Below are 20,039 nucleotides of genomic sequence, written 5' to 3' on the forward strand. Positions count from 1 at the left end.
AAGGCCAACGCTTAGCGTTGGCCTTTTTTATGGACTAAAAACACCTCGATTCAGGTCGTCCACTCCTTTAGTTCATAGAGTGGAAAACCGCAAATCCGAGGCATAAAAAAACCGGCTATATCAGCCGGTTTTTTTGCGCCCGAAAAAAACTTATGCACCATTTTCTGCGTTTTATGTGTTTAAGAAATATGTATATAAATCATAAGCTTATAAAACAATAACGCTGCTTTTCGACAAAACGGTACACAGGTTATCCACAGAATCTCAGACAGTCACTTGATCACTGGCAGTCGGCGCCGCCGGGGTTGCCGGAAGTGAACCCATTTCCCGTTGCATCTGCTCGTTCCAGGCTTGCACCCGGTCGTTCAGATCGGCAATGGCGCGAGGCCCGCTACCCTCTGCGTACATCGGTTCCCCTATGATCACCGTGATGACACCCTGCTTCTTCGCCCAGCCGGTTTTTGGCCAGAACTTGCCGGCATTGTGCGCAATCGGCAACACGGGAAGCTCAGCGTTGACGGCCAAGGCGGTACCACCGCGAGAAAATTTCCCGATGGTGCCAAACGGAACCCGTGTCCCTTCCGGAAAGATCAGGACCCAGACGCCGTCCTTGAGCAACTCGTCGCCTTTCTTCGCCACATGCTTGAGCGCGGCTTTTGGATTGTCGCGGTCGATAGCAATTGGTCGCAGCATGGCCATGGCCCAGCCGAAGAACGGCACATACAGCAATGAACGCTTGAGCACCTGGCTCAACGGCTCGAAGTAAGCGGAGAGAAAGAACGTCTCCCACGTGCTCTGGTGGTTCGATTGGATCACGCAGGGTTGGTCAGGCACGTTCTTGGCGCCCTTCACTTCGTAGCTGATGCCCAGGAACACTTTGCTCAGCCACAAGGCGCAGCGGCACCAGTACACATTAATGAAGCGATATCGCGCCTTGAACGGCAGAAAAGGCGCGATGAAAAAGCTCAGGCTGCACCAAAGCAAAGAGCTGGTGCCCAGCAACAGATAAAAGAGGAACGTTCTGATGGCCTGCAGTATCGACATGGTGACGTTTACCGTGCGGGCTCTGCCCGTCTATAAGCGTACTCCCGATCAGTCCTTAATCGGAACAATCGAAGCACTTTAATTGTGGATAAGTTCTGCGGCAATCGCCGCCAGATCGTCAAAAATCAAGGTGCCCACCGGTAGGGACTTGCCCAGAGTCTTTACGCCTTTCCCGGTCTTTACCAAAACAGGTTGTGAATCGACGGCTTTGGCGGCTTCCAGGTCACCAAGGCTGTCGCCGACGAACCAGAGATTGGTCAGCGACACGTTGTAATGCCCGGCGATGGTTTTCAACATCCCGGGTTTCGGCTTGCGGCAATCGCAGCCTTCGTCCGGCCCGTGCGGGCAATAGACGATCAGCCCGACTTCACCGCCCTGCTCCGCCACCAATGAGCGCAAGCGCTCGTGCATGGCGTCCAGGGTGGCAATGTCGTAATAGCCGCGAGCGATACCCGACTGGTTGGTAGCCACGGCTACCGTCCAGCCGGCCTTGCTCAACTGCGCGATGGCTTCGATCGAACCGGGAAGTGGAATCCACTCCTCCACCGACTTGATGTAAGCGTCGGAGTCGTAATTGATCACCCCGTCGCGATCGAGAATCAGCAGTTTCAAACGCAGCCCCTTAGCCCAGCAGCGAGATATCAGCGACGCCTAGGAACAGGCCACGCAGACGCGCCAGCAAGGCATAGCGGTTGGCGCGGACCTTGGCATCTTCTGCGTTGACCATCACGGCTTCGAAGAACGCATCCACCGGCTCGCGCAATGCGGCCAGGCGTGCCAGCGATTCGCTGTACTGACGGGCCGCGGCCATCGGCTGAACAGCCTGGTCCGCCTGCTGGATCGCCGAGTACAGGGAGAACTCGTTGGCATTGTCGAAGTACTTGGCTTCAACCACCGTCGGAACGGAGCCTTCGACCTTGCTCAGCAAGTTCGATACGCGCTTGTTCACCGCAGCCAGGGCCGCAGCTTCCGGCAATTTGCGGAAAGCTTCTACCGCTTGAACACGCTGGTCGAAGTCCAGTGCCGAACCCGGCTTCAGGGCACGCACCGACAGGTAAGTCGCGACATCCACGCCTTCGTCTTCGTAACGGGCACGCAGACGGTCGAAGATGAACTCCAGCACCGCGTCGTTCAGGCCGGCGGCCTTGACCTTGGCACCGAACGCATCGACGGCCAAGGCCACGGCGTCGGTCAGGTCCAGGTCCAGCTTCTTGTCGATCAGGATGCGCAACACACCCAGCGCTGCACGGCGCAGGGCATACGGGTCTTTGCTGCCGGTTGGCAACATGCCGATACCGAAGATACCCACCAGCGTGTCGAGCTTGTCCGCGATGGCCACGGCCGCACCGGTCAGGGTGGACGGCAGTTCAGCGCCAGCACCGCGCGGCATGTACTGCTCGTTCAGTGCCAGGGCGACTTCTTCCGGCTCGCCGTCGTTGAGGGCGTAGTAGTAACCGGCAACACCTTGCATCTCCGGGAACTCACCGACCATCTCGGTCGACAGGTCGCACTTGGACAGCAGGCCGGCGCGGGACGCCCAGGCTGCATTGCCGCCAATACGCTGGGCGATGAACGCAGCGAGTCTGGAAACACGCTCGGCCTTGTCATAGACGCTGCCGAGTTTTTCCTGGAACACCACGTTCTGCAGGCGCAGGTTGAAGTCTTCGAGTTTTTGCTTCTTGTCTTGCTTGAAGAAGAACTCGGCGTCGGTCAGTCGTGGGCGAACCACTTTCTCGTTACCGGCGATGATCTGCTGCGGGTCTTTGCTTTCGATGTTGGCCACGGTAATGAAACGTGGCAGCAACTTGCCGTCGGCATCCAGCAGGCAGAAATACTTCTGGTTGTCCTGCATGGTGGTGATCAGCGCTTCTTGCGGCACGTCGAGGAAACGTTCCTCGAACGAGCACACCAGCGGCACCGGCCATTCGACCAGCGCGGTCACTTCGTCGAGCAGCGCCGGCGGAACAATCGCCGTGCCTTCCTGACGGGTGGCCAGTTCTTCGGTGCGCTTGCTGATGATCTCGCGACGTTCGTTGGCATCGGCCAGGACGTAAGCGGCACGCAAGTCGGCCAGGTAATTGGCCGGCGAGGTGATGCGTACATTTTCCGGGTGATGGAAGCGGTGGCCACGGGAATCGCGGCCAGCCTTCTGGGCGAGGATGGTGCAATCGATGACTTCGTCACCGAGCAGCATCACCAGCCATTGGGTCGGACGAACGAATTCTTCCTTGCGAGCGCCCCAACGCATGCGTTTCGGGATCGGCAGGTCGTTCAGCGAATCTTCGACGATGGTCGGCAGCAGGCTCGCGGTCGGCTTGCCGGCGATGCTTTGGCTGTAACGCAGTTTCGGGCCGCTCTGATCGATTTCGCTCAACTCGACGCCGCACTTCTTGGCAAAACCCAGGGCTGCCTGGGTCGGGTTGCCTTCGGCATCGAACGCTGCCTGACGTGGCGGACCATCGAGGTTGATGCTGCGATCCGGTTGCTGGGTGGCCAGCGACGTGATCAGCACGGCCAGGCGACGCGGCGCGGCGTAGACGGTTTTGGTCTCGTAGTTCAGGCCGGCCGCTTGCAGGCCCTTGTCGATACCGGCGAGGAACGCCTCGGCCAGGGTGTTCAGGGCTTTGGGTGGCAGTTCTTCAGTGCCCAGTTCAACCAGAAAATCCAGAGCACTCATTGTGCAGCCTCCAGCTTGGCCAGTACTTCGTCACGCAGGTCCGGGGTCGCCATCGGGAAGCCCAGCTTGGCGCGAGCCAGCAGGTAGGCTTGCGCAACGGAACGCGCCAGGGTGCGTACTCGCAGAATGTATTGCTGACGCGCGGTCACCGAGATCGCCCGGCGTGCATCCAGCAGGTTGAAGGTATGGGAGGCCTTCAGCACCATTTCGTAGCTCGGCAACGGCAGCGGCTGGTCGAGTTCGATCAGGCGCTTGGCTTCGCTTTCGTAGAAATCGAACAGTTCGAACAGTTTCTCGACGTTGGCGTGTTCGAAGTTGTAAGTGGACTGCTCCACTTCGTTCTGGTGGAACACGTCGCCGTAGGTCACTTTGCCGAACGGACCGTCAGCCCAGACCAGGTCGTAGACCGAGTCCACGCCTTGCAGGTACATGGCCAGACGCTCCAGACCGTACGTGATCTCGCCGGTCACCGGGTAGCATTCGATGCCGCCCGCTTGCTGGAAGTAAGTGAACTGGGTCACTTCCATGCCGTTGAGCCAGACTTCCCAGCCCAGACCCCAGGCGCCGAGTGTTGGCGATTCCCAGTTGTCTTCGACGAAGCGAATGTCGTGGACCAGCGGGTCCAGGCCGACATGCTTGAGGGAGCCCAGGTACAGTTCCTGGAAGTTGTCCGGGTTCGGCTTCAGCACAACCTGGAACTGGTAGTAGTGCTGCAGACGGTTCGGGTTTTCACCGTAGCGGCCGTCAGTCGGACGGCGGCTTGGTTGCACGTAGGCGGCGTTCCAGGTTTCCGGGCCAATGGCGCGCAGGAAGGTCGCGGTGTGGAAAGTGCCGGCGCCTACTTCCATATCGTAGGGCTGAAGTACCACACAACCTTGCTCGGCCCAGTATTGCTGGAGGGCGAGGATCAAGTCTTGGAAGGTACGCACGGCTGGCGTAGGCTGGCTCACGAAATTCACCTGTTTCTTGGGCTGCGATTTAAAGAGCGGGAGTATACCCGATTCGTTGCTGCGCACGCCCCCTGGAGCCTTATGCCACGCTGCTTTTGGTGTTCCGAAGATCCGCTGTACATGGCTTATCACGATCAGGAGTGGGGCACGCCGCTACGCGATGCGCAGGGATTGTTCGAGTTGCTTTTGCTCGAAGGGTTCCAGGCCGGTCTTTCCTGGATCACTGTGTTGCGCAAACGCGAGCATTATCGCCAGGTGATGTTTGGGTTTGATGTACAGCGCGTGGCGCAAATGAGCGACGCGGAAATCGATGAATTGATGCTCGACCCGGGCATCATCCGCAACCGCCTCAAGCTCAACGCGGCCCGGCGTAATGCGCAGGCCTGGCTGGCGCTGGAGGACCCGGTGGCGTTTCTCTGGTCGTTCGTCGGCGGTACGCCGGTGATCAATCATTTCAAGGATCGCAGCGAAGTTCCGGCCGTCACGCCGACCGCCGTGGAAATGAGCAAAGGCCTGAAAAAGGCCGGCTTCACGTTCGTCGGCCCGACGATTTGCTACGCGCTGATGCAGGCCTCGGGCATGGTCATGGACCACACCCGCGATTGCGATCGCTACGCGACTTTAGCGAACGGCGGTTAGAATAGCCGCCTCGCGCACAGCACAAATTCAGGAGTGACCTGTGGATAAGTTGAAAGGCGCCTTGCTGGTAGGCGCTCTGCGGCTGTTTGCCCTGCTTCCGTGGCGGGCCGTACAGGCCGTGGGCTCGGCGATTGGCTGGGTCATGTGGAAAACCCCGAACAGATCCCGCGACGTGGTGCGGATCAACCTCGCCAAATGTTTTCCACAGATGGACCCGGCCGAGCGTGAGCGCCTGGTGGGCCAGAGCTTGAAGGACATCGGCAAGTCCCTGACCGAAAGCGCCTGCGCGTGGATCTGGCCGGCCCAGCGCTCCATTGACCTGGTGCGCGAAGTCGAAGGCCTCGACATATTGAAGGACGCCCTCGCCTCCGGCAAAGGCGTGGTCGGCATCACCAGCCACCTGGGCAACTGGGAAGTGCTCAATCACTTCTATTGCAGCCAGTGCAAACCGATCATTTTTTATCGTCCACCGAAGTTGAAGGCTGTGGATGAATTGCTGCAAAAGCAACGGGTACAGCTTGGCAACAAAGTGGCCGCTTCCACCAAGGAAGGCATCCTCAGCGTCATCAAAGAAGTGCGCAAAGGTGGTGCAGTGGGCATTCCCGCTGACCCGGAACCGGCCGAATCCGCCGGAATTTTCGTGCCCTTCTTCGCAACCCAGGCGCTGACCAGCAAGTTCGTGCCGAACATGCTCGCCGGCGGCAAAGCGGTCGGCGTGTTCCTGCATGCCCTGCGGTTGCCGGACGGTTCGGGCTACAAAGTGATCCTGGAAGCCGCGCCAGAGGCCATGTACAGCACCGACACAGCGGAGTCCTGTGCGGCCATGAGTAAAGTGGTCGAGCGTTATGTCGGGGCGTATCCGAGCCAGTACATGTGGAGTATGAAGCGCTTCAAGAAGCGTCCACCGGGTGAAGAACGCTGGTATTGAGTTGATTGGCATGATCTGTGGATAATTCCCGAGCCTGGGTTATCCACAACTGTTCATTAAAGGGCGCAGCAGATGTCCGAACACCGCAAATCGTTTCGCATCAAAATCAGCCATGAAAGCTTCGGTGAATGCCTGGGCCAGACACGCAACCTTTCGACCACGGGTGTCTACGTCAAACATCCGGGGCTGTCGTCGTTGCCTAAGGGCGCGGTGGTCTATGGGCAGGTGCAGGGCTTACCCACAGGTGCGCCGCGTGTGCGCATGGAAGTGATTCAGGTGGATGCCGACGGGATAGGCCTGCGCTACCTCTGATCAGTGCGCGTTGCGCTCGAGCTTCTTCAGAAACACCGTCATCTCCTTCTCTGCCTGCTTGTCGCCATGGGCGCGAGCGGCATTCAGACCTTGTTCCCACGCCTGCCGGGCCGCCGCGAAATCCTCCTGCGCCAGCCAGGCCTTGCCCAATAGTTTCCAGGCCGCCGAATACTTCGGATCGAACTCGACACAGCGCTGGAAATGCTCGGCAGCCTTGGCGTTTTCCCCAAGATCCAGATAACCCTTGCCCAGGCCAAAGCGCAGCAATGAGTTATCCACACCCTTGGCGAGCATTTTTTCCAGGGATTCGATCATCAGCACTACCCCTCAGTCAGTGATCGTTCCCACGCTCCGCGTGGGAATGCCTCAATGGATGCTCGGCGTCCGCTTCGGCAGGGACGCGAAGCGTTCCGGGCTGCATTCCCACGCAGAGCGTGGGAACGATCAGTTAAAACCTCAGAAGAAACTCAGCCCCACATGGAACAGCTTCTCCACATCGCGAATATGCTTTTTATCCACAAGGAACAAAATCACATGGTCGCCCGTTTCAATCACGGTGTTGTCATGCGCGATGATCACTTCTTCATCACGAATAATCGCGCCGATGGTGGTGCCCGGCGGCAAACCGATGTTCTCGATGGCCTTGCCGATCACCTTGCTCGATTTCGCATCACCGTGGGCAATCGCTTCAATCGCCTCTGCCGCGCCCCGGCGCAATGAGTGCACGCTGACGATATCGCCGCGGCGCACGTGGGCCAGCAACGTGCCGATGGTCGCCAATTGCGGGCTGATGGCGATGTCGATGTCACCGCCCTGAATCAGGTCCACATACGCCGGGTTGTTGATGATGGTCATCACCTTCTTCGCGCCCAGGCGCTTGGCCAGCAACGAGGACATGATGTTGGCTTCGTCATCGTTGGTCAGGGCCAGGAAGATATCGGCGTCGGCGATGTTCTCTTCCATCAACAAGTCGCGGTCGGAGGCACTGCCCTGCAACACCACGGTGCTGTCGAGGGTGTCCGAGAGATGACGGCAGCGTGCCGGGTTCATCTCGATGATTTTCACCTGATAACGGCTTTCGATGGCCTCGGCCAGGCGCTCGCCGATCTGCCCGCCCCCGGCAATCACGATGCGTTTGTAGGTTTCATCCAACCGGCGCATTTCGCTCATCACGGCGCGAATATTCGCCTTGGCCGCGATGAAAAACACTTCGTCGTCCGCCTCGATGACTGTATCGCCCTGCGGCAGGATCGGCCGGTCACGGCGGAAAATCGCAGCGACACGGGTTTCGACATTCGGCATGTGTTCGCGCAATTGCCGCAGTTGCTGACCCACCAGCGGCCCGCCGTAATACGCCTTCACGGCCACCAATTGTGCTTTGCCTTCGGCGAAGTCGATCACCTGCAAGGCGCCTGGATGCTGGATCAGGCGCTTGATGTAGTTGGTCACCACTTGTTCGGGACTGATCAGCACATCCACCGGGATCGCGTCGTTGTCGAACAACTCGTCGGCGCGCGTAAGGTAGGAGGCTTCGCGTACGCGAGCGATCTTGGTCGGCGTATGAAACAGCGTGTGCGCGACCTGACAGGCAACCATGTTGGTTTCATCGCTGTTGGTCACGGCCACCAGCATGTCGGCATCGTCTGCGCCGGCCTGGCGCAGTACCGTCGGCAGCGAGCCGCGGCCGTGCACCGTGCGGATGTCCAGGCGATCACCGAGGTCGCGCAAGCGTTCGCCGTCGGTGTCGACCACCGTGATGTCATTGGCTTCGCTCGCCAAATGTTCTGCCAGCGAACCACCGACCTGCCCTGCACCGAGGATGATGATTTTCATCCAGTCACTCCATTAAATCCGTTTAACCGCGCGCAGCGGCAATCTTGATCAGCTTGGCGTAGTAGAACCCGTCGTGCCCGCCTTCCTGGGCCAGCAACTGGCGACCGTGAGGTTGCTTGATGCCAGCGGCAGTGGCGAGGTCCAGCTCTCGGGCGCCCGGCGTACGGGCGAGGAAGGCTTCGATGACTTCAGTGTTTTCGGTCGGCAGTGTGGAACAGGTGGCGTACAGCAGAATGCCACCCACTTCCAGAGTTATCCACAGGGCGTCGAGCAGTTCACCTTGCAGTACCGCCAGCGCGGCGATGTCGTCGGGTTGGCGAGTCAACTTGATGTCCGGATGACGACGGATGACCCCCGTCGCCGAGCACGGCGCGTCCAGCAGGATGCGTTGAAACGGTTTGCCATCCCACCAGGTGGCGGTGTCACGGCCATCGGCGGCGATCAGCTCGGCGCTGAGTTTCAGGCGTTCGAGGTTTTCCCGCACCCGCACCAGACGCTTGGCTTCAAGGTCCACCGCTACCACGCCCGCCAGCTTCGGTTCGGCTTCAAGGATGTGGCAGGTCTTGCCGCCCGGTGCGCAGCAAGCGTCCAGTACCCGTTGGCCCGGCGCCAGATCGAGCAGGTCGGCAGCCAGTTGCGCCGCTTCATCCTGCACGCTGATCCAGCCTTCGGCGAACCCCGGCAGGCTGCGCACATCGGCGGCGGACTCCAGGATGATGCCGTCCTGACTGTACACGCACGGCGTCGCGGCGATCCCGGCTTCGGTCAGCAACCCAAGGTAAGCATCGCGAGTGTGATGACGACGGTTGACCCGCAGAATCATCGGTGGATGCGCATTGTTCGCCGCGCAAATGGCTTCCCATTGCTGCGGCCAGAACGCTTTCAGAGACTTTTGCAGCCAGCGCGGGTGGGCGGTGCGCACCACCGGGTCGTGCTCCAGCTCGGCCAGCAACGCTTCGCTTTCCCGCTGGGCGCGGCGCAGCACAGCATTGAGCAAGGCTTTGGCCCAAGGCTTCTTCAACTTGTCGGCGCAACCGACCGTTTCACCGATGGCGGCGTGGGCCGGAACGCGGGTGTAGAGCAGTTGATAGAGGCCGACCAGCAACAGCGCCTCGACGTCGGCATCCGCAGCCTTGAAGGGTTTTTGCAGCAACTTGGCCGCCAGCGCCGACAAACGCGGCTGCCAGCGCGCGGTGCCGAACGCCAGGTCCTGGGTGAAACCGCGGTCGCGGTCTTCCACCTTGTCCATTTGCGTGGGCAGAGAACTGTTGAGTGAGGCTTTTCCGTTAAGAACAGCGGCAAGTGCCTTGGCGGCGGCCAGGCGCGGGTTCATTGAGCGTCCGCCGTGTGACCGAGCACGGTGCCGACCGCGAATTTCTCACGACGGCTGTTGAACAAGTCGCTGAAGTTCAGTGCCTTGCCGCCGGGCAATTGCAGACGGCTCAGGCACAACGCCTGCTCACCGCACGCGACGATCAGACCGTCCTTGCTGGCGCTGAGAATTTCCCCTGGCGCGCCCTTTCCTTCAGCGAGGCTCGCGGCCAGCACTTTCAGCGCTTCGCCGTTCAGTGTGCTGTGGGTAATCGGCCATGGGTTGAAGGCGCGGACCAGACGTTCAAGCTCGATGGCCGGACGGCTCCAGTCGATGCGCGCTTCATCCTTGTTCAATTTGTGTGCGTAAGTGGCGAGGCTGTCGTCCTGCACTTCGACTTCCAACGTGCCCGCTGCGAGGCCGGCAATGGCTTGAATCACGGCCGGTGGGCCCAGTTCCGCCAGACGGTCGTGGAGGCTACCACCGGTGTCTTCAGCGGTGATCGGTGTGGTGACTTTCAGCAGCATCGGGCCAGTGTCCAGGCCCAGTTCCATGCGCATCACGGTCACGCCACTTTCAGCATCGCCTGCTTCGACGGCGCGCTGGATCGGCGCCGCCCCGCGCCAGCGTGGCAGCAGCGAGGCGTGGCTGTTGATGCAACCCAGGCGCGGAATATCCAGCACCACTTGCGGCAGGATCAGGCCGTAGGCGACCACCACCAGCAAGTCCGGCTTGAGCGCGGCCAGTTCAGCCTGAGCCTCTTCGTTGCGCAGGGTTGGCGGTTGCAACACCGGGATGTTGTTTTCCTGAGCCAACTGTTTGACCGGGCTAGGCATCAGCTTTTGCCCACGGCCCGCCGGACGGTCCGGCTGGGTGTAAACCGCGACGATCTCATAAGGGCTGTCAAGCAGGGCCTTGAGGTGTTCGGCGGCGAATTCCGGGGTGCCGGCAAAGACGATGCGCAGTGGCTCAGTCATATAGAAGGTCTCGCAAAAGAAAAAGGCTTGCCGCAGCAAGCCTTTGAAAGGAGGGCATCAAGCGTTCTGGCGATGGAGCTTTTCCAGTTTCTTCTTGATTCGGTCGCGTTTGAGACTGGACAGATAGTCGACGAACAATTTGCCGTTCAGGTGGTCGCATTCATGCTGGATGCACACCGCGAGCAGGCCTTCGGCGATCAGTTCGTAAGGCTGGCCGTCGCGGTCCAGGGCCTTGATCTTGACCTTCTGCGGGCGATCGACGTTTTCGTAGAAGCCCGGCACCGAGAGACAGCCTTCCTGATACTGCTCCATCTCGTCAGTCAGGGTTTCGAACTCGGGGTTGATGAACACCCGTGGTTCGGTGCGGTCTTCGGAGAGGTCCATCACCACGATGCGTTTGTGCACGTTGACCTGGGTCGCGGCGAGGCCGATGCCTGGCGCTTCATACATTGTTTCAAACATGTCATCGACCAACTGACGCACTTCGTCGTCCACTACGGCCACAGGTTTGGCGATAGTGCGCAGGCGCGAATCGGGGAATTCGAGGATGTTTAAAATGGCCATAAGCTCAATTGCTGCACGTGTGAGGGAAGTCGGGTCGATGGCCTGGCGGGTCCGAAGATGCAGGCTACCGTTGTAAAACGTAGCTCTCTTTTTCTGTTCAGGAAAGAAAAAGGGAGCGAGCCACGAAGGCTCTGGCGTTTTACGCGAACGCACATAATAAAGGGATTCACCGCATGAGGAAATCACTACTCGCCTTGCTCCTTCTGGCCTCGGCCGGTTTGGCGCACGGGCAAGTGCAACTCAAGGAAGGTTTTCCACAGCAATACACAGTGGTTGCGGGGGACACACTCTGGGACATCTCGGGAAAATTTCTGCGCCAGCCGTGGCAATGGCCCGAGCTGTGGCAGGTTAATCCGCAAATCGAAAACCCCAATCTGATATTCCCCGGCGACTCACTGTCGCTGGTCTACGTCAACGGCCAGCCCCGTCTGACCCTCAATCGCGGGGCATCGCGCGGCACCATCAAACTCTCGCCACAGGTGCGCAGCTCGCCAGTGGCCGAGGCCATCCCGAGCATTGCGCTGCGATCGATCAACAGCTTTCTGTTGAGCAACCGCATCGTCGACAAGGTCGAGGATTTCGACAAGGCGCCTTACATCGTCGCCGGCGATGCGGAGCGCGTGCTCAGCGGCATGGGCGACCGCATCTTCGCCCGTGGCCACTTTGACCCGAACCAGCCGGTCTACGGCATTTTCCGCCAAGGCAAGGTCTACACCGATCCCGAGAGCAAGGAGTTCCTGGGGATCAACGCCGACGACATCGGCGGCGGCGAAATTGTCGCCACCGAAGGCGACGTCGCGACATTGGCGCTACAACGCACGACTCAAGAGGTGCGTCTCGGTGACCGCTTGTTCAGTGGCGAAGAACGCTCGATCAACTCGACCTTTATGCCCAGTGCACCGAAAACCCAGGTCAACGGGGTGATCATCGATGTGCCGCGAGGGGTGACGCAGATTGGCGCGCTGGACGTGGTCACGCTGAACAAGGGGCAACGTGATGGCCTGGCCGAAGGCAACGTGCTGGTGGTGATGAAAACCGGCGAAACCGTACGCGACCGGATCACCGGTCAGCCACTGAAAATTCCCGATGAGCGCGCCGGTCTGCTGATGGTTTTCCGCACTTACGACAAGCTCAGCTACGGGCTTGTGCTCAACGCTTCGCGCTCACTGGCCGTCATGGACAAGGTGCGAAATCCTTAACCTGCTCCACAAGTTACCAACAGAGTTATCCACAGCTTATTCCCGTTTCGACGGGGCTCATAACGATCAAGGATGATCCATGTCGCTGCCTGCTGTTACACCGGTGTCCCCTGCGGAGCTGGAAGCTCGTTTACGTTTGCACCGTTTGCCTGAACTCGGCCCGGCGCGTTTCAAAAAACTGCTCGAAGCCTTCGGCTCGGCCTCAAAAGCCATCAGCGCGCCGGCCAGTGCCTGGCGTTCGCTGGGCTTGCCATTGGCGTGCGCCGAAGCTCGCCGTACCAATGAAGTACGTGATGGCGCCAGCCACGCATTGGCCTGGCTAGAGCGTCCAGGCCAGCATTTATTGATGTGGGACCAACCTGACTACCCGGCGCTGCTCGCAGAAATCAGTGATGCGCCGCCATTGTTGTTCGTTGCAGGTGATCCCGGGATTCTGGAGAAACCGCAGCTGGCGATGGTCGGCAGTCGTCGCGCCTCGCGTCCGGGCATGGACACCGCCGCCGCGTTTTCCCGCAGCCTGGCGGGGGCCGGTTTTGTCATCACCAGCGGTCTGGCACTGGGTATTGATGCCGCCGCGCATCAAGCCGCTCTGGATGTGGGCGGGCGAACGGTCGGGGTGCTTGGCACGGGACTTGAAAAGTTTTATCCACAGCGCAACAGACGTCTGGCTGACGCCATGATTGCGTCGGGGAGCGCAGTGCTTTCGGAGTTCCCGCTGGACGCCGGCCCTACCGCCAGCAACTTCCCCCGGCGCAATCGAATTATCAGCGGTTTGTCGCTCGGCGTGCTGGTGGTCGAGGCCAGCGTTGCCAGTGGTTCGTTGATTACGGCGAGACTGGCAGGGGAGCAAGGTCGGGAGGTTTATGCGATTCCCGGGTCGATTCATCACCCAGGCGCCAAGGGCTGCCATCGGCTGATCCGTGACGGTGCGATACTGGTGGAAACTGTCGAACATATCCTCGAAGCCTTGCGTGGCTGGCAGCGGTTGCCGTTATCCAGCGAGAAACCCTCGGTGACCCATCCGTTGCTCATACTGTTGCACGCCGCGCCGCACACCAGTGAGGCGTTGTCCGTCTCCAGTGGCTGGGCGTTGTCCAAAGTGCTGGCCGCGCTGACGGAGCTGGAGATGGACGGTCGCGCAATCTGCGAAAGCGGGCGTTGGTTTGCGCGGGTGAGCTAGGTTTTATAAGGAAGATCGGTAAACTGCGCAGAGCCTTATTCTGGAGAGTTTTTCATGGTCAACAGTTGGCGTGTGCAACAAGCCGCGCAAGCCGTTCGCGCAGGGGCGGTCATTGCCTATCCGACCGAAGCGGTCTGGGGGCTGGGTTGCGATCCGTGGGACGAAGAAGCGGTGTATCGTCTGCTGATGCTCAAGGGTCGGTCTATGGAGAAGGGCCTGATTCTGGTAGCCGACAACATTCGTCAGTTCGACTTCCTCTTCGAAGACTTCCCGGAACTGTGGATGGACCGCATGGCCAGTACCTGGCCGGGGCCTAACACCTGGCTGGTGCCGCATCAGAATCTGTTGCCGCAGTGGATCACCGGAGTGCATGAAACCGTTGCGTTGCGGGTCAGCGATCATCCGCTGGTGCGGGATTTATGCGCCATTGTCGGGCCGTTGGTGTCGACTTCGGCCAACCCGCAGGGACGGCCGGCGGCGCGCACGCGGCTTCGCGTGGAGCAGTATTTCCGCGGAGAGCTGGATTTGGTGTTGGGCGGGAATCTGGGGGGGCGCAAGAACCCGAGCGTGATTCGAGACCTCGCGACCGGGCACGTTGTGCGCCCGGACTAAGATCGCGTCATCGCTCATCGCGGGCAAGCCCGATCCCACAAGGTTTCGGTCGTTCACATAAGTTGTGTACGACTCGGACCTGTGGGAGCGGGCTTGCCCGCGATGAGGTCCTGACTGACATCGAATGTCTTATGGCCGCAGCACTATCGAACCCGTCGTACGCCGCGCCGACAATTCGGTCTGCGCCTTCGCCGCGTCTTCCAAGGCAAACGTCTGGCTGATGTCCACCTTCAGCTTCCCGCTGATGATCATCTCGAACAGTTCATCGGCCATGCGCTGCAAGTTCTCGGCATTGTTGGCATAAGTCGCCAGCGTTGGCCGGGTCACGTACAGCGAACCCTTCGCCGCCAAAATCCCCAGGTTCACCCCGTCCACCGCGCCGGACGCATTGCCGAAGCTCACCACCAACCCCCTCGGCGAAACGCTATCGAGCGATGTCAGCCAGGTGTCTTTGCCGACACCGTCATACGCCACCGGTACTTTCTTCCCGTCAGTCAGTTCCAGCACGCGTTGTGCGACGTTTTCATGGCTGTAATCGATGGTCGCCCAAGCGCCATTGGCCTTGGCGAGCGCGGCTTTCTCAGGCGAGCTGACCGTACCGATCAACTTCACGCCCAACGCCTTCGCCCATTGGCAAGCCAGGGAGCCTACGCCACCGGCGGCAGCGTGGAACAAAATGGTTTCGCCACCCTTGAGTTCATAGGTCTGACGCAGCAGGTACTGCACGGTCAGGCCCTTGAGCATGACCCCGGCCGCCGTTTCGAAGCTGATGGCGTCCGGCAGAAGCACCAGATTGGCCTCGGGCAACACATGAACGTCGCTGTAGGCGCCCAACGGACCGCTGCCGTAAGCCACGCGATCACCAACCTTGAAACGTGTGACTTCGCTGCCCACCGCCTCGACCACGCCCGCGCCTTCCGAGCCCACACCTGACGGCAGCGCGGGGGGCGCATAGAGGCCGCTGCGGTAATAGGTATCGATGAAATTCAGGCCGATGGCCTTGTTGGTGACGCGGACCTGATGCGGGCCGGGCTCGGCGGGTTGGTAATCGACATACTCGAGCACTTCGGGGCCGCCATGGGCGCGGAACTGGATACGCTTGGCCATCAGAACTCTCCTTAGGTCTTAGCTACTGGGGTTGTAGCGCGAAGCGCCCTATCGAACTCCTAACCCTGATCTTCGTCAACTGCGGCAGGCCTGTCTGCGATGTTATGCTACGCGCCCATTTGCGCCGGTCCCCGCTCTGATGGAGCGCCGCGTAGTTTTGCCCGATTCAAGGTGATGACATGACGACCCGCACCGAGGCCGTAAAAGCCTACCTGCTCGACCTGCAAGACCGCATTTGCGCGGCCCTCGAAGCTGAAGACGGCGGCACACGCTTCGTCGAAGACGCCTGGACCCGGCCTGCCGGTGGCGGCGGTCGCACGCGAGTGATCGAAAACGGTGCAGTGATTGAAAAGGGTGGTGTCAACTTTTCCCACGTTTTCGGCAGCGGTCTCCCGCCTTCTGCCAGCGCTCATCGGCCAGAACTGGCCGGGCGTGGCTTTGAAGCCCTCGGCGTGTCGCTGGTGATTCATCCGCACAACCCGCACGTACCCACTTCCCACGCCAACGTGCGCTTTTTCATCGCTGAAAAAGAAGGTGAAGAACCGGTCTGGTGGTTCGGCGGCGGCTTCGACCTGACCCCTTATTACGGCAATGAAGACGATTGCGTGCATTGGCACCGCGTCGCCGAGCAGGCCTGCGCACCGTTCGGCCCGGACGTCTATTCGCGCTACAAAGCCTGGTGCGACAGCTATTTCCACATCAAGCATCGTCACGAGCCGCGCGGCATCGGCGGCCTGTTCTTCGATGACTTGAACGAGTGGGACTTCGATACCAGCTTCGCGTTCATGCGCGCCATCGGTGATGCGTACATCGACGCTTATCTGCCGATCGTGCAGCGCCGCAAACACGATGCGTTCACCGCCAGGCAACGTGAATTCCAGGAGTTCCGTCGTGGCCGTTACGTTGAGTTCAACCTGGTCTACGACCGTGGCACCTTGTTCGGCCTGCAATCGGGCGGGCGTACCGAGTCGATCCTCATGTCCCTGCCGCCGCAAGTGCGCTGGGGCTATGACTGGAAAGCCGAACCAGGCAGCGAAGAAGCCCGCCTGACCGAGTACTTCCTGCAAGACCGCGATTGGTTGGCCGAGGCCTGAACGAGGAGTTCTTATGGACCGTTACGTTGTATTCGGTAACCCGATTGGCCATAGCAAGTCGCCTCTGATCCATCGCCTGTTCGCCGAGCAGACCGCGCAAAAGCTGGACTACAACACGCTGCTGGCGCCACTTGACGACTTCTCCACCTGCGCCCGGACATTTTTCCTCGAAGGTCGCGGCGCCAACGTGACCGTACCGTTCAAAGAAGAGGCTTATCGGCTGGCGAATAGCCTGACGGCGCGGGCACAGCGGGCCGGTGCGGTAAACACCCTGAGCAAACTCGCCGATGGCAGCCTGCTGGGCGATAACACCGACGGCGCCGGGCTGGTGCGGGACCTGACGGTCAACGCCAGTTTCAGCCTCAAGGGCAAACGCATCCTGTTGCTGGGGGCGGGTGGCGCAGTGCGCGGCGCTCTGGAACCGTTGCTGGCCGAACAACCGGCCTCCTTGGTGATCGCCAACCGCACCGTGGAAAAAGCCGAGTTACTGGCGGAGTTGTTCGCAGACCTGGGCCCGGTCTCGGCCAGTAGTTTCGACTGGTTGAAAGAGTCGGTGGACCTGATCATCAATGCGACGTCGGCGAGCCTGTCGGGTGACGTGCCGCCGATTGCCGGCAGCTTGATCGAGCCGGGCAAAACCGTTTGCTACGACATGATGTATGGCAAGGAGCCGACTTCGTTCTGCCGTTGGGCCACGGAGCATGGCGCGGCGGTGTCGATGGATGGTTTGGGCATGCTCGCTGAACAGGCGGCAGAAGCCTTCTTCCTGTGGCGCGGTGTGCGCCCGGATACGGCGCCAGTGCTGGCCGAACTGCGCCGCCAGCTCGCCATATAACTTTGTAGGAGCAAGGCTTGCCCGCGATTCAGGCGCCGCGGTGTCTCAGGCATACCGCGTTATCGTTTATCGCGGGCAAGCCTTGCTCCTACAAAGGCGTGTTTCAGTCTTCAAACCGGATCGGGCACTTGTCGGCCCCTTCCAGCTTCCTCAATTCGTCCACCACCTGCGGCCGCGCGCGTCGCAGGGTCAGGCTGCGATCCTGCTTGAGCAGCCGCCGCGCTTCCTGATGCAGCATTTCCACCCCTGAGTAATCGATGAAGTTGATCTGCTGCGCCTCGATCACGACGCGCGCACCGTGCAGACGTTGCAGGCGCACTTGCAGGTAATGGCTGGCGCCGAAAAAAATCGAACCGCCCACCCGCAGAATGTCTTCATCCCCATCGCGCGAATGCTGCACGCGCGGTTGCGAGGTGCGTTTGAGGTAGAAGAACAACGAGGCGAGCACCCCGGCATAAATCGCCGTCTGCAACTCCAGCAGCAAAGTGGCGACACAGGTCAGGGCCATGACCGCGAATTCGGCACGGCTGACGCGCAACAGGGCACGAATCCCGCGATGGTCCACCAATCCCCAGGCGATCAGCAAAATGCTGCCGGCCATGGCCGGGATCGGGATGTGGGCGATCAACCCGGCGCCGAAGATGGCGAACAGCGCGACCCACACCGCCGAGAACACCCCGGCCATGGGTGAGCAGGCGCCGGCTTCATAGCTCAGGCCCGAGCGGGTGAAGGAGCCGGCGGACAGCGAACCGGAAAAAAACGCACCGACAATGTTGGACAAGCCCTGGGCGCGAACTTCTTGATTGGCGTCGAGCAACTGCTGGGAGCGGGCCGACAACGAGCGGGCAATCGACAGGCTGGTCACCAGCCCCAGCATGCCCACCGCCACTGCGCTCGGCAGCAAACGCAGGATAAGGTCCAGATCCAGCGGCAGGGGGCTCAAGGGTGGCAAGCGCCCGACAAATGCGCTGACCAATTTCACATGGCCGAACATGGAGGGCCATAGCCACACCAGCAGCCCGGCGAGGACCAGCGTGATCAACAGCGTCGGCCAGCGAGGCAGCAATGATTTCAGCACCGCGCCGACAACAACCGTCGCCAGCCCCAGCGCCAACGACGGTTTATCCAGGGCGCCGAGGTGCTTGAACAGCATCAGGAAACTGTCGAGCGCCGTGGCCTGGCTGGGCAAGTCCAGGCCCAACAGGTTCGGCAACTGGCCGATGGCAATTACCACCGCCGCACCGAGGGTGAAACCCAGCACCACGGAATGCGAGACAAAATTCACCAAGGCGCCGAAACGTAACAGGCCCAACAGCCACTGGAAAACGCCGGCCAGGAGTGTCAGCAGCAAAATCAGCGTGATGTAGTCCTGTGACGCGGGGACGGCCAGAGGACTGACGCTGGCGAACAGGACAATGGAGATCGCCGCTGTAGGACCGCAGATCAAATGCCACGAGGAACCCCACAGGCAGGCGATCAACACGGGGATGATGGCCGCGTACAACCCGTATTCAGGTGGGAGACCGGCGATCAGTGCGTAGGCAATGGACTGCGGCAACGCGAGAATCGCGCCGCTGAGGCCGACGATCAGGTCACGACCAACGCTGGCGCGGGTTTGCCGGGGCAACCAACTGAGAAAGGGAAAGAGTGAATGGCGGCTGGGGAAGGCCATGGGTCCTCTCGGGTGGGTTTTTGCGCAAGGGTAGCAGGACTAGCCGCCGATCGTTCCCACGCTCCGCGTGGGAACGCCGCCATGGACGCTCTGCGTCCGCTTGGAGATGTGACGCGGAGCGTCACGGGATGCATTCCCACGCAGAGCGTGGGAACGATCGGTGGCGGGGGTTCAGAGTTTGGCTTTCACCGCCGGCAACGCATCCTTGCCATCGGCGGTTTTCACGCCATCGAGCCATTTATCCAGCACCGCTGGATTGGCCTTGATCCACGCCTTGACCGCCTCCGCATTGCTGACCTTCTTGTTCACCACCTCGGCCATGATGCTGTTCTCCATGTCCTGGGTGAAGCTCAGGTTGGTCAGCAACTTACCCACATTCGGACAGGCTTCGGCGTAGCCCTTGCGGGTCAGGGTATGGACGCTGCCGGTGTCACCGAAATACTTTTCGCCACCCTTGAGGTAGTGCATTTTCAACTGCACGTTCATCGGGTGCGGGGTCCAGCCGAGGAAGGTCACGAATTTCTGCTTTTTCACGGCGCGAGACACTTCGGCCAGCATCGCCTGCTCGCTGGACTCCACCAGTTTCCATTGGCCCATGTCGAAATCATTCTTCTTGATGATTTCCTGTAGCGAGATGTTCGCCGGGGCGCCGGAGCCAATGCCGTAGATTTTATGGTCGAACTTGTCGGCGTATTTGTTCAGGTCGGCAAAGTTATGCACACCCGCGTCCCACACATAATCCGGAACCGCGAGGGTAAATTCGGTGCCGTCGAGGTTTTTCGCCAATTGCGTGACATCGCCGGTGGCCACGAACTTGTCGTAAAAACCCTGCTGGGCCGGCATCCAGTTACCCAGGAACACATCGACCTGGCCATCCTTCAGGCCGCCGAAGGTGATGGGCACCGCGAGGGTGTCGACTTTTGCCTTGTAGCCCATGCCATCCAGCAAAAACCCGGTGATGGCGTTGGTCGCGGCGATGTCGCTCCAGCCTGGGTCGGCCATTTTTACCGTCTCGCAACTCTGATCGGCGAACGCCGATGCACTGCCCAGAGCCAGCAGCCCGACCGTCAGTGCTGTGGATAACTTTTGCATGGACTTCCCCTT

At 60.4% G+C, this 20,039-nt stretch carries 20 protein-coding genes; 8 read left to right on the forward strand and 12 right to left on the reverse strand.

What is annotated here, in order from left to right; all coding sequences use genetic code 11:
* Positions 1–264: 264 nt before the first annotated feature.
* From C7534_RS20635 to glyQ, 4 genes are all read right to left on the reverse strand, one after another.
* Entirely contained in the window at positions 265–1,044 is a 780-nt protein-coding gene (locus C7534_RS20635) for a lysophospholipid acyltransferase family protein (protein ID WP_046030975.1), read from the reverse strand.
* Between the two features lie 78 nt (positions 1,045–1,122).
* Positions 1,123–1,662, reverse strand: coding sequence for a D-glycero-beta-D-manno-heptose 1,7-bisphosphate 7-phosphatase (gene gmhB, locus C7534_RS20640; RefSeq protein WP_177412260.1), 540 nt, complete (start codon positions 1,660–1,662; stop codon positions 1,123–1,125).
* 4 nt (positions 1,663–1,666) lie between these two features.
* Positions 1,667–3,721 carry a glycine--tRNA ligase subunit beta gene (gene glyS / locus C7534_RS20645; protein WP_109786869.1) on the reverse strand — a complete coding sequence of 685 codons (2,055 nt, stop codon included), beginning with the start codon at positions 3,719–3,721 and terminating at the stop codon, positions 1,667–1,669.
* On the reverse strand, positions 3,718–4,671 hold the full coding sequence (glyQ, locus tag C7534_RS20650; protein ID WP_003213601.1) for a glycine--tRNA ligase subunit alpha: 954 nt from the start codon (positions 4,669–4,671) through the stop codon (positions 3,718–3,720). The genes glyS and glyQ overlap by 4 nt, the downstream gene beginning before the upstream one ends.
* 81 nt (positions 4,672–4,752) lie before the next feature.
* Between glyQ and C7534_RS20655 the strand changes: the two genes are divergently transcribed.
* The 3 genes from C7534_RS20655 to C7534_RS20665 all read left to right on the forward strand — a co-directional run bounded on the left by C7534_RS20655 (position 4,753) and on the right by C7534_RS20665 (position 6,550).
* A complete protein-coding gene (locus C7534_RS20655) occupies positions 4,753–5,310 on the forward strand; it encodes a DNA-3-methyladenine glycosylase I (protein ID WP_046030982.1) in 558 nt (185 codons plus the stop codon).
* Between the two features lie 40 nt (positions 5,311–5,350).
* The gene (locus C7534_RS20660) at positions 5,351–6,238 is read left to right on the forward strand and encodes a lysophospholipid acyltransferase (RefSeq protein WP_046030983.1); all 888 of its coding nucleotides are present in this window, start codon (positions 5,351–5,353) and stop codon (positions 6,236–6,238) included.
* A gap of 72 nt (positions 6,239–6,310) precedes the next feature.
* Positions 6,311–6,550, forward strand: a complete 240-nt coding sequence (locus tag C7534_RS20665; RefSeq protein WP_109786870.1) for a PilZ domain-containing protein — start codon at positions 6,311–6,313, stop codon at positions 6,548–6,550.
* On the opposite strand, the gene C7534_RS20670 is transcribed toward C7534_RS20665, so the two are convergent.
* The 5 genes from C7534_RS20670 to def form a co-directional block, all read right to left on the reverse strand.
* Positions 6,551–6,868, reverse strand: coding sequence for a tetratricopeptide repeat protein (locus tag C7534_RS20670; RefSeq protein WP_177412261.1), 318 nt, complete (start codon positions 6,866–6,868; stop codon positions 6,551–6,553).
* 138 nt (positions 6,869–7,006) lie between these two features.
* On the reverse strand, positions 7,007–8,383 hold the full coding sequence (gene trkA, locus C7534_RS20675; RefSeq protein ID WP_077430976.1) for a Trk system potassium transporter TrkA: 1,377 nt from the start codon (positions 8,381–8,383) through the stop codon (positions 7,007–7,009).
* A gap of 22 nt (positions 8,384–8,405) precedes the next feature.
* Positions 8,406–9,716, reverse strand: coding sequence for a 16S rRNA (cytosine(967)-C(5))-methyltransferase RsmB (gene rsmB / locus C7534_RS20680; RefSeq protein WP_109786871.1), 1,311 nt, complete (start codon positions 9,714–9,716; stop codon positions 8,406–8,408).
* Entirely contained in the window at positions 9,713–10,672 is a 960-nt protein-coding gene (gene fmt / locus C7534_RS20685) for a methionyl-tRNA formyltransferase (RefSeq protein ID WP_109786872.1), read from the reverse strand. The genes rsmB and fmt overlap by 4 nt, the downstream gene beginning before the upstream one ends.
* Positions 10,673–10,729: 57 nt before the next feature.
* A complete protein-coding gene (gene def, locus C7534_RS20690; protein WP_046030998.1) occupies positions 10,730–11,236 on the reverse strand; it encodes a peptide deformylase in 507 nt (168 codons plus the stop codon).
* A gap of 173 nt (positions 11,237–11,409) precedes the next feature.
* Between def and C7534_RS20695 the strand changes: the two genes are divergently transcribed.
* From C7534_RS20695 to C7534_RS20705, 3 genes are all read left to right on the forward strand, one after another.
* A complete protein-coding gene (locus tag C7534_RS20695) occupies positions 11,410–12,435 on the forward strand; it encodes a LysM peptidoglycan-binding domain-containing protein (RefSeq protein ID WP_046031000.1) in 1,026 nt (341 codons plus the stop codon).
* Positions 12,436–12,514: 79 nt separating this feature from the next.
* Positions 12,515–13,615, forward strand: coding sequence for a DNA-processing protein DprA (dprA, locus tag C7534_RS20700; protein ID WP_109786873.1), 1,101 nt, complete (start codon positions 12,515–12,517; stop codon positions 13,613–13,615).
* 54 nt (positions 13,616–13,669) lie between these two features.
* Positions 13,670–14,227 (forward strand): L-threonylcarbamoyladenylate synthase, encoded by a 558-nt coding sequence (locus C7534_RS20705; protein ID WP_109786874.1) that lies wholly within the window; start codon positions 13,670–13,672, stop codon positions 14,225–14,227.
* A 129-nt stretch (positions 14,228–14,356) separates the two neighbouring features.
* Here the strand turns inward: C7534_RS20705 and C7534_RS20710 are convergent, their stop codons facing one another.
* Positions 14,357–15,334, reverse strand: coding sequence for an NADPH:quinone reductase (locus C7534_RS20710; protein WP_109786875.1), 978 nt, complete (start codon positions 15,332–15,334; stop codon positions 14,357–14,359).
* Between the two features lie 179 nt (positions 15,335–15,513).
* Between C7534_RS20710 and hemF the strand changes: the two genes are divergently transcribed.
* Positions 15,514–16,428 (forward strand): oxygen-dependent coproporphyrinogen oxidase, encoded by a 915-nt coding sequence (gene hemF / locus C7534_RS20715; protein WP_109786876.1) that lies wholly within the window; start codon positions 15,514–15,516, stop codon positions 16,426–16,428.
* 13 nt (positions 16,429–16,441) lie between these two features.
* Positions 16,442–17,263 (forward strand): shikimate dehydrogenase, encoded by an 822-nt coding sequence (gene aroE / locus C7534_RS20720; protein WP_109786877.1) that lies wholly within the window; start codon positions 16,442–16,444, stop codon positions 17,261–17,263.
* Positions 17,264–17,366: 103 nt separating this feature from the next.
* Here the strand turns inward: aroE and C7534_RS20730 are convergent, their stop codons facing one another.
* On the reverse strand, positions 17,367–18,935 hold the full coding sequence (locus tag C7534_RS20730; protein WP_077430974.1) for a SulP family inorganic anion transporter: 1,569 nt from the start codon (positions 18,933–18,935) through the stop codon (positions 17,367–17,369).
* A 171-nt stretch (positions 18,936–19,106) separates the two neighbouring features.
* Positions 19,107–20,027: a choline ABC transporter substrate-binding protein gene (gene choX, locus C7534_RS20735; RefSeq protein ID WP_046031015.1), complete on the reverse strand. Its 921-nt coding sequence runs from the start codon at positions 20,025–20,027 to the stop codon at positions 19,107–19,109.
* Positions 20,028–20,039 lie beyond the last annotated feature (12 nt).

Origin of the sequence: Pseudomonas sp. OV226 (assembly GCF_003148705.1) — a bacterium.
Taxonomy (GTDB): Bacteria; Pseudomonadota; Gammaproteobacteria; order Pseudomonadales; family Pseudomonadaceae; genus Aquipseudomonas.

Coding starts and splice junctions, on each gene's coding strand:
- C7534_RS20635 (WP_046030975.1), bottom strand. CDS start 1,044: ATGTCGATACTGCAGGCCATCAGAACGTTCCTCTTTTATCTGTTGCTG.
- glyS (WP_109786869.1), bottom strand. CDS start 3,721: ATGAGTGCTCTGGATTTTCTGGTTGAACTGGGCACTGAAGAACTGCCA.
- C7534_RS20655 (WP_046030982.1), top strand. CDS start 4,753: ATGCCACGCTGCTTTTGGTGTTCCGAAGATCCGCTGTACATGGCTTAT.
- C7534_RS20665 (WP_109786870.1), top strand. CDS start 6,311: ATGTCCGAACACCGCAAATCGTTTCGCATCAAAATCAGCCATGAAAGC.
- trkA (WP_077430976.1), bottom strand. CDS start 8,383: ATGAAAATCATCATCCTCGGTGCAGGGCAGGTCGGTGGTTCGCTGGCA.
- rsmB (WP_109786871.1), bottom strand. CDS start 9,716: ATGAACCCGCGCCTGGCCGCCGCCAAGGCACTTGCCGCTGTTCTTAAC.
- fmt (WP_109786872.1), bottom strand. CDS start 10,672: ATGACTGAGCCACTGCGCATCGTCTTTGCCGGCACCCCGGAATTCGCC.
- def (WP_046030998.1), bottom strand. CDS start 11,236: ATGGCCATTTTAAACATCCTCGAATTCCCCGATTCGCGCCTGCGCACT.
- C7534_RS20695 (WP_046031000.1), top strand. CDS start 11,410: ATGAGGAAATCACTACTCGCCTTGCTCCTTCTGGCCTCGGCCGGTTTG.
- dprA (WP_109786873.1), top strand. CDS start 12,515: ATGTCGCTGCCTGCTGTTACACCGGTGTCCCCTGCGGAGCTGGAAGCT.
- C7534_RS20705 (WP_109786874.1), top strand. CDS start 13,670: ATGGTCAACAGTTGGCGTGTGCAACAAGCCGCGCAAGCCGTTCGCGCA.
- C7534_RS20710 (WP_109786875.1), bottom strand. CDS start 15,334: ATGGCCAAGCGTATCCAGTTCCGCGCCCATGGCGGCCCCGAAGTGCTC.
- hemF (WP_109786876.1), top strand. CDS start 15,514: ATGACGACCCGCACCGAGGCCGTAAAAGCCTACCTGCTCGACCTGCAA.
- aroE (WP_109786877.1), top strand. CDS start 16,442: ATGGACCGTTACGTTGTATTCGGTAACCCGATTGGCCATAGCAAGTCG.
- C7534_RS20730 (WP_077430974.1), bottom strand. CDS start 18,935: ATGGCCTTCCCCAGCCGCCATTCACTCTTTCCCTTTCTCAGTTGGTTG.
- choX (WP_046031015.1), bottom strand. CDS start 20,027: ATGCAAAAGTTATCCACAGCACTGACGGTCGGGCTGCTGGCTCTGGGC.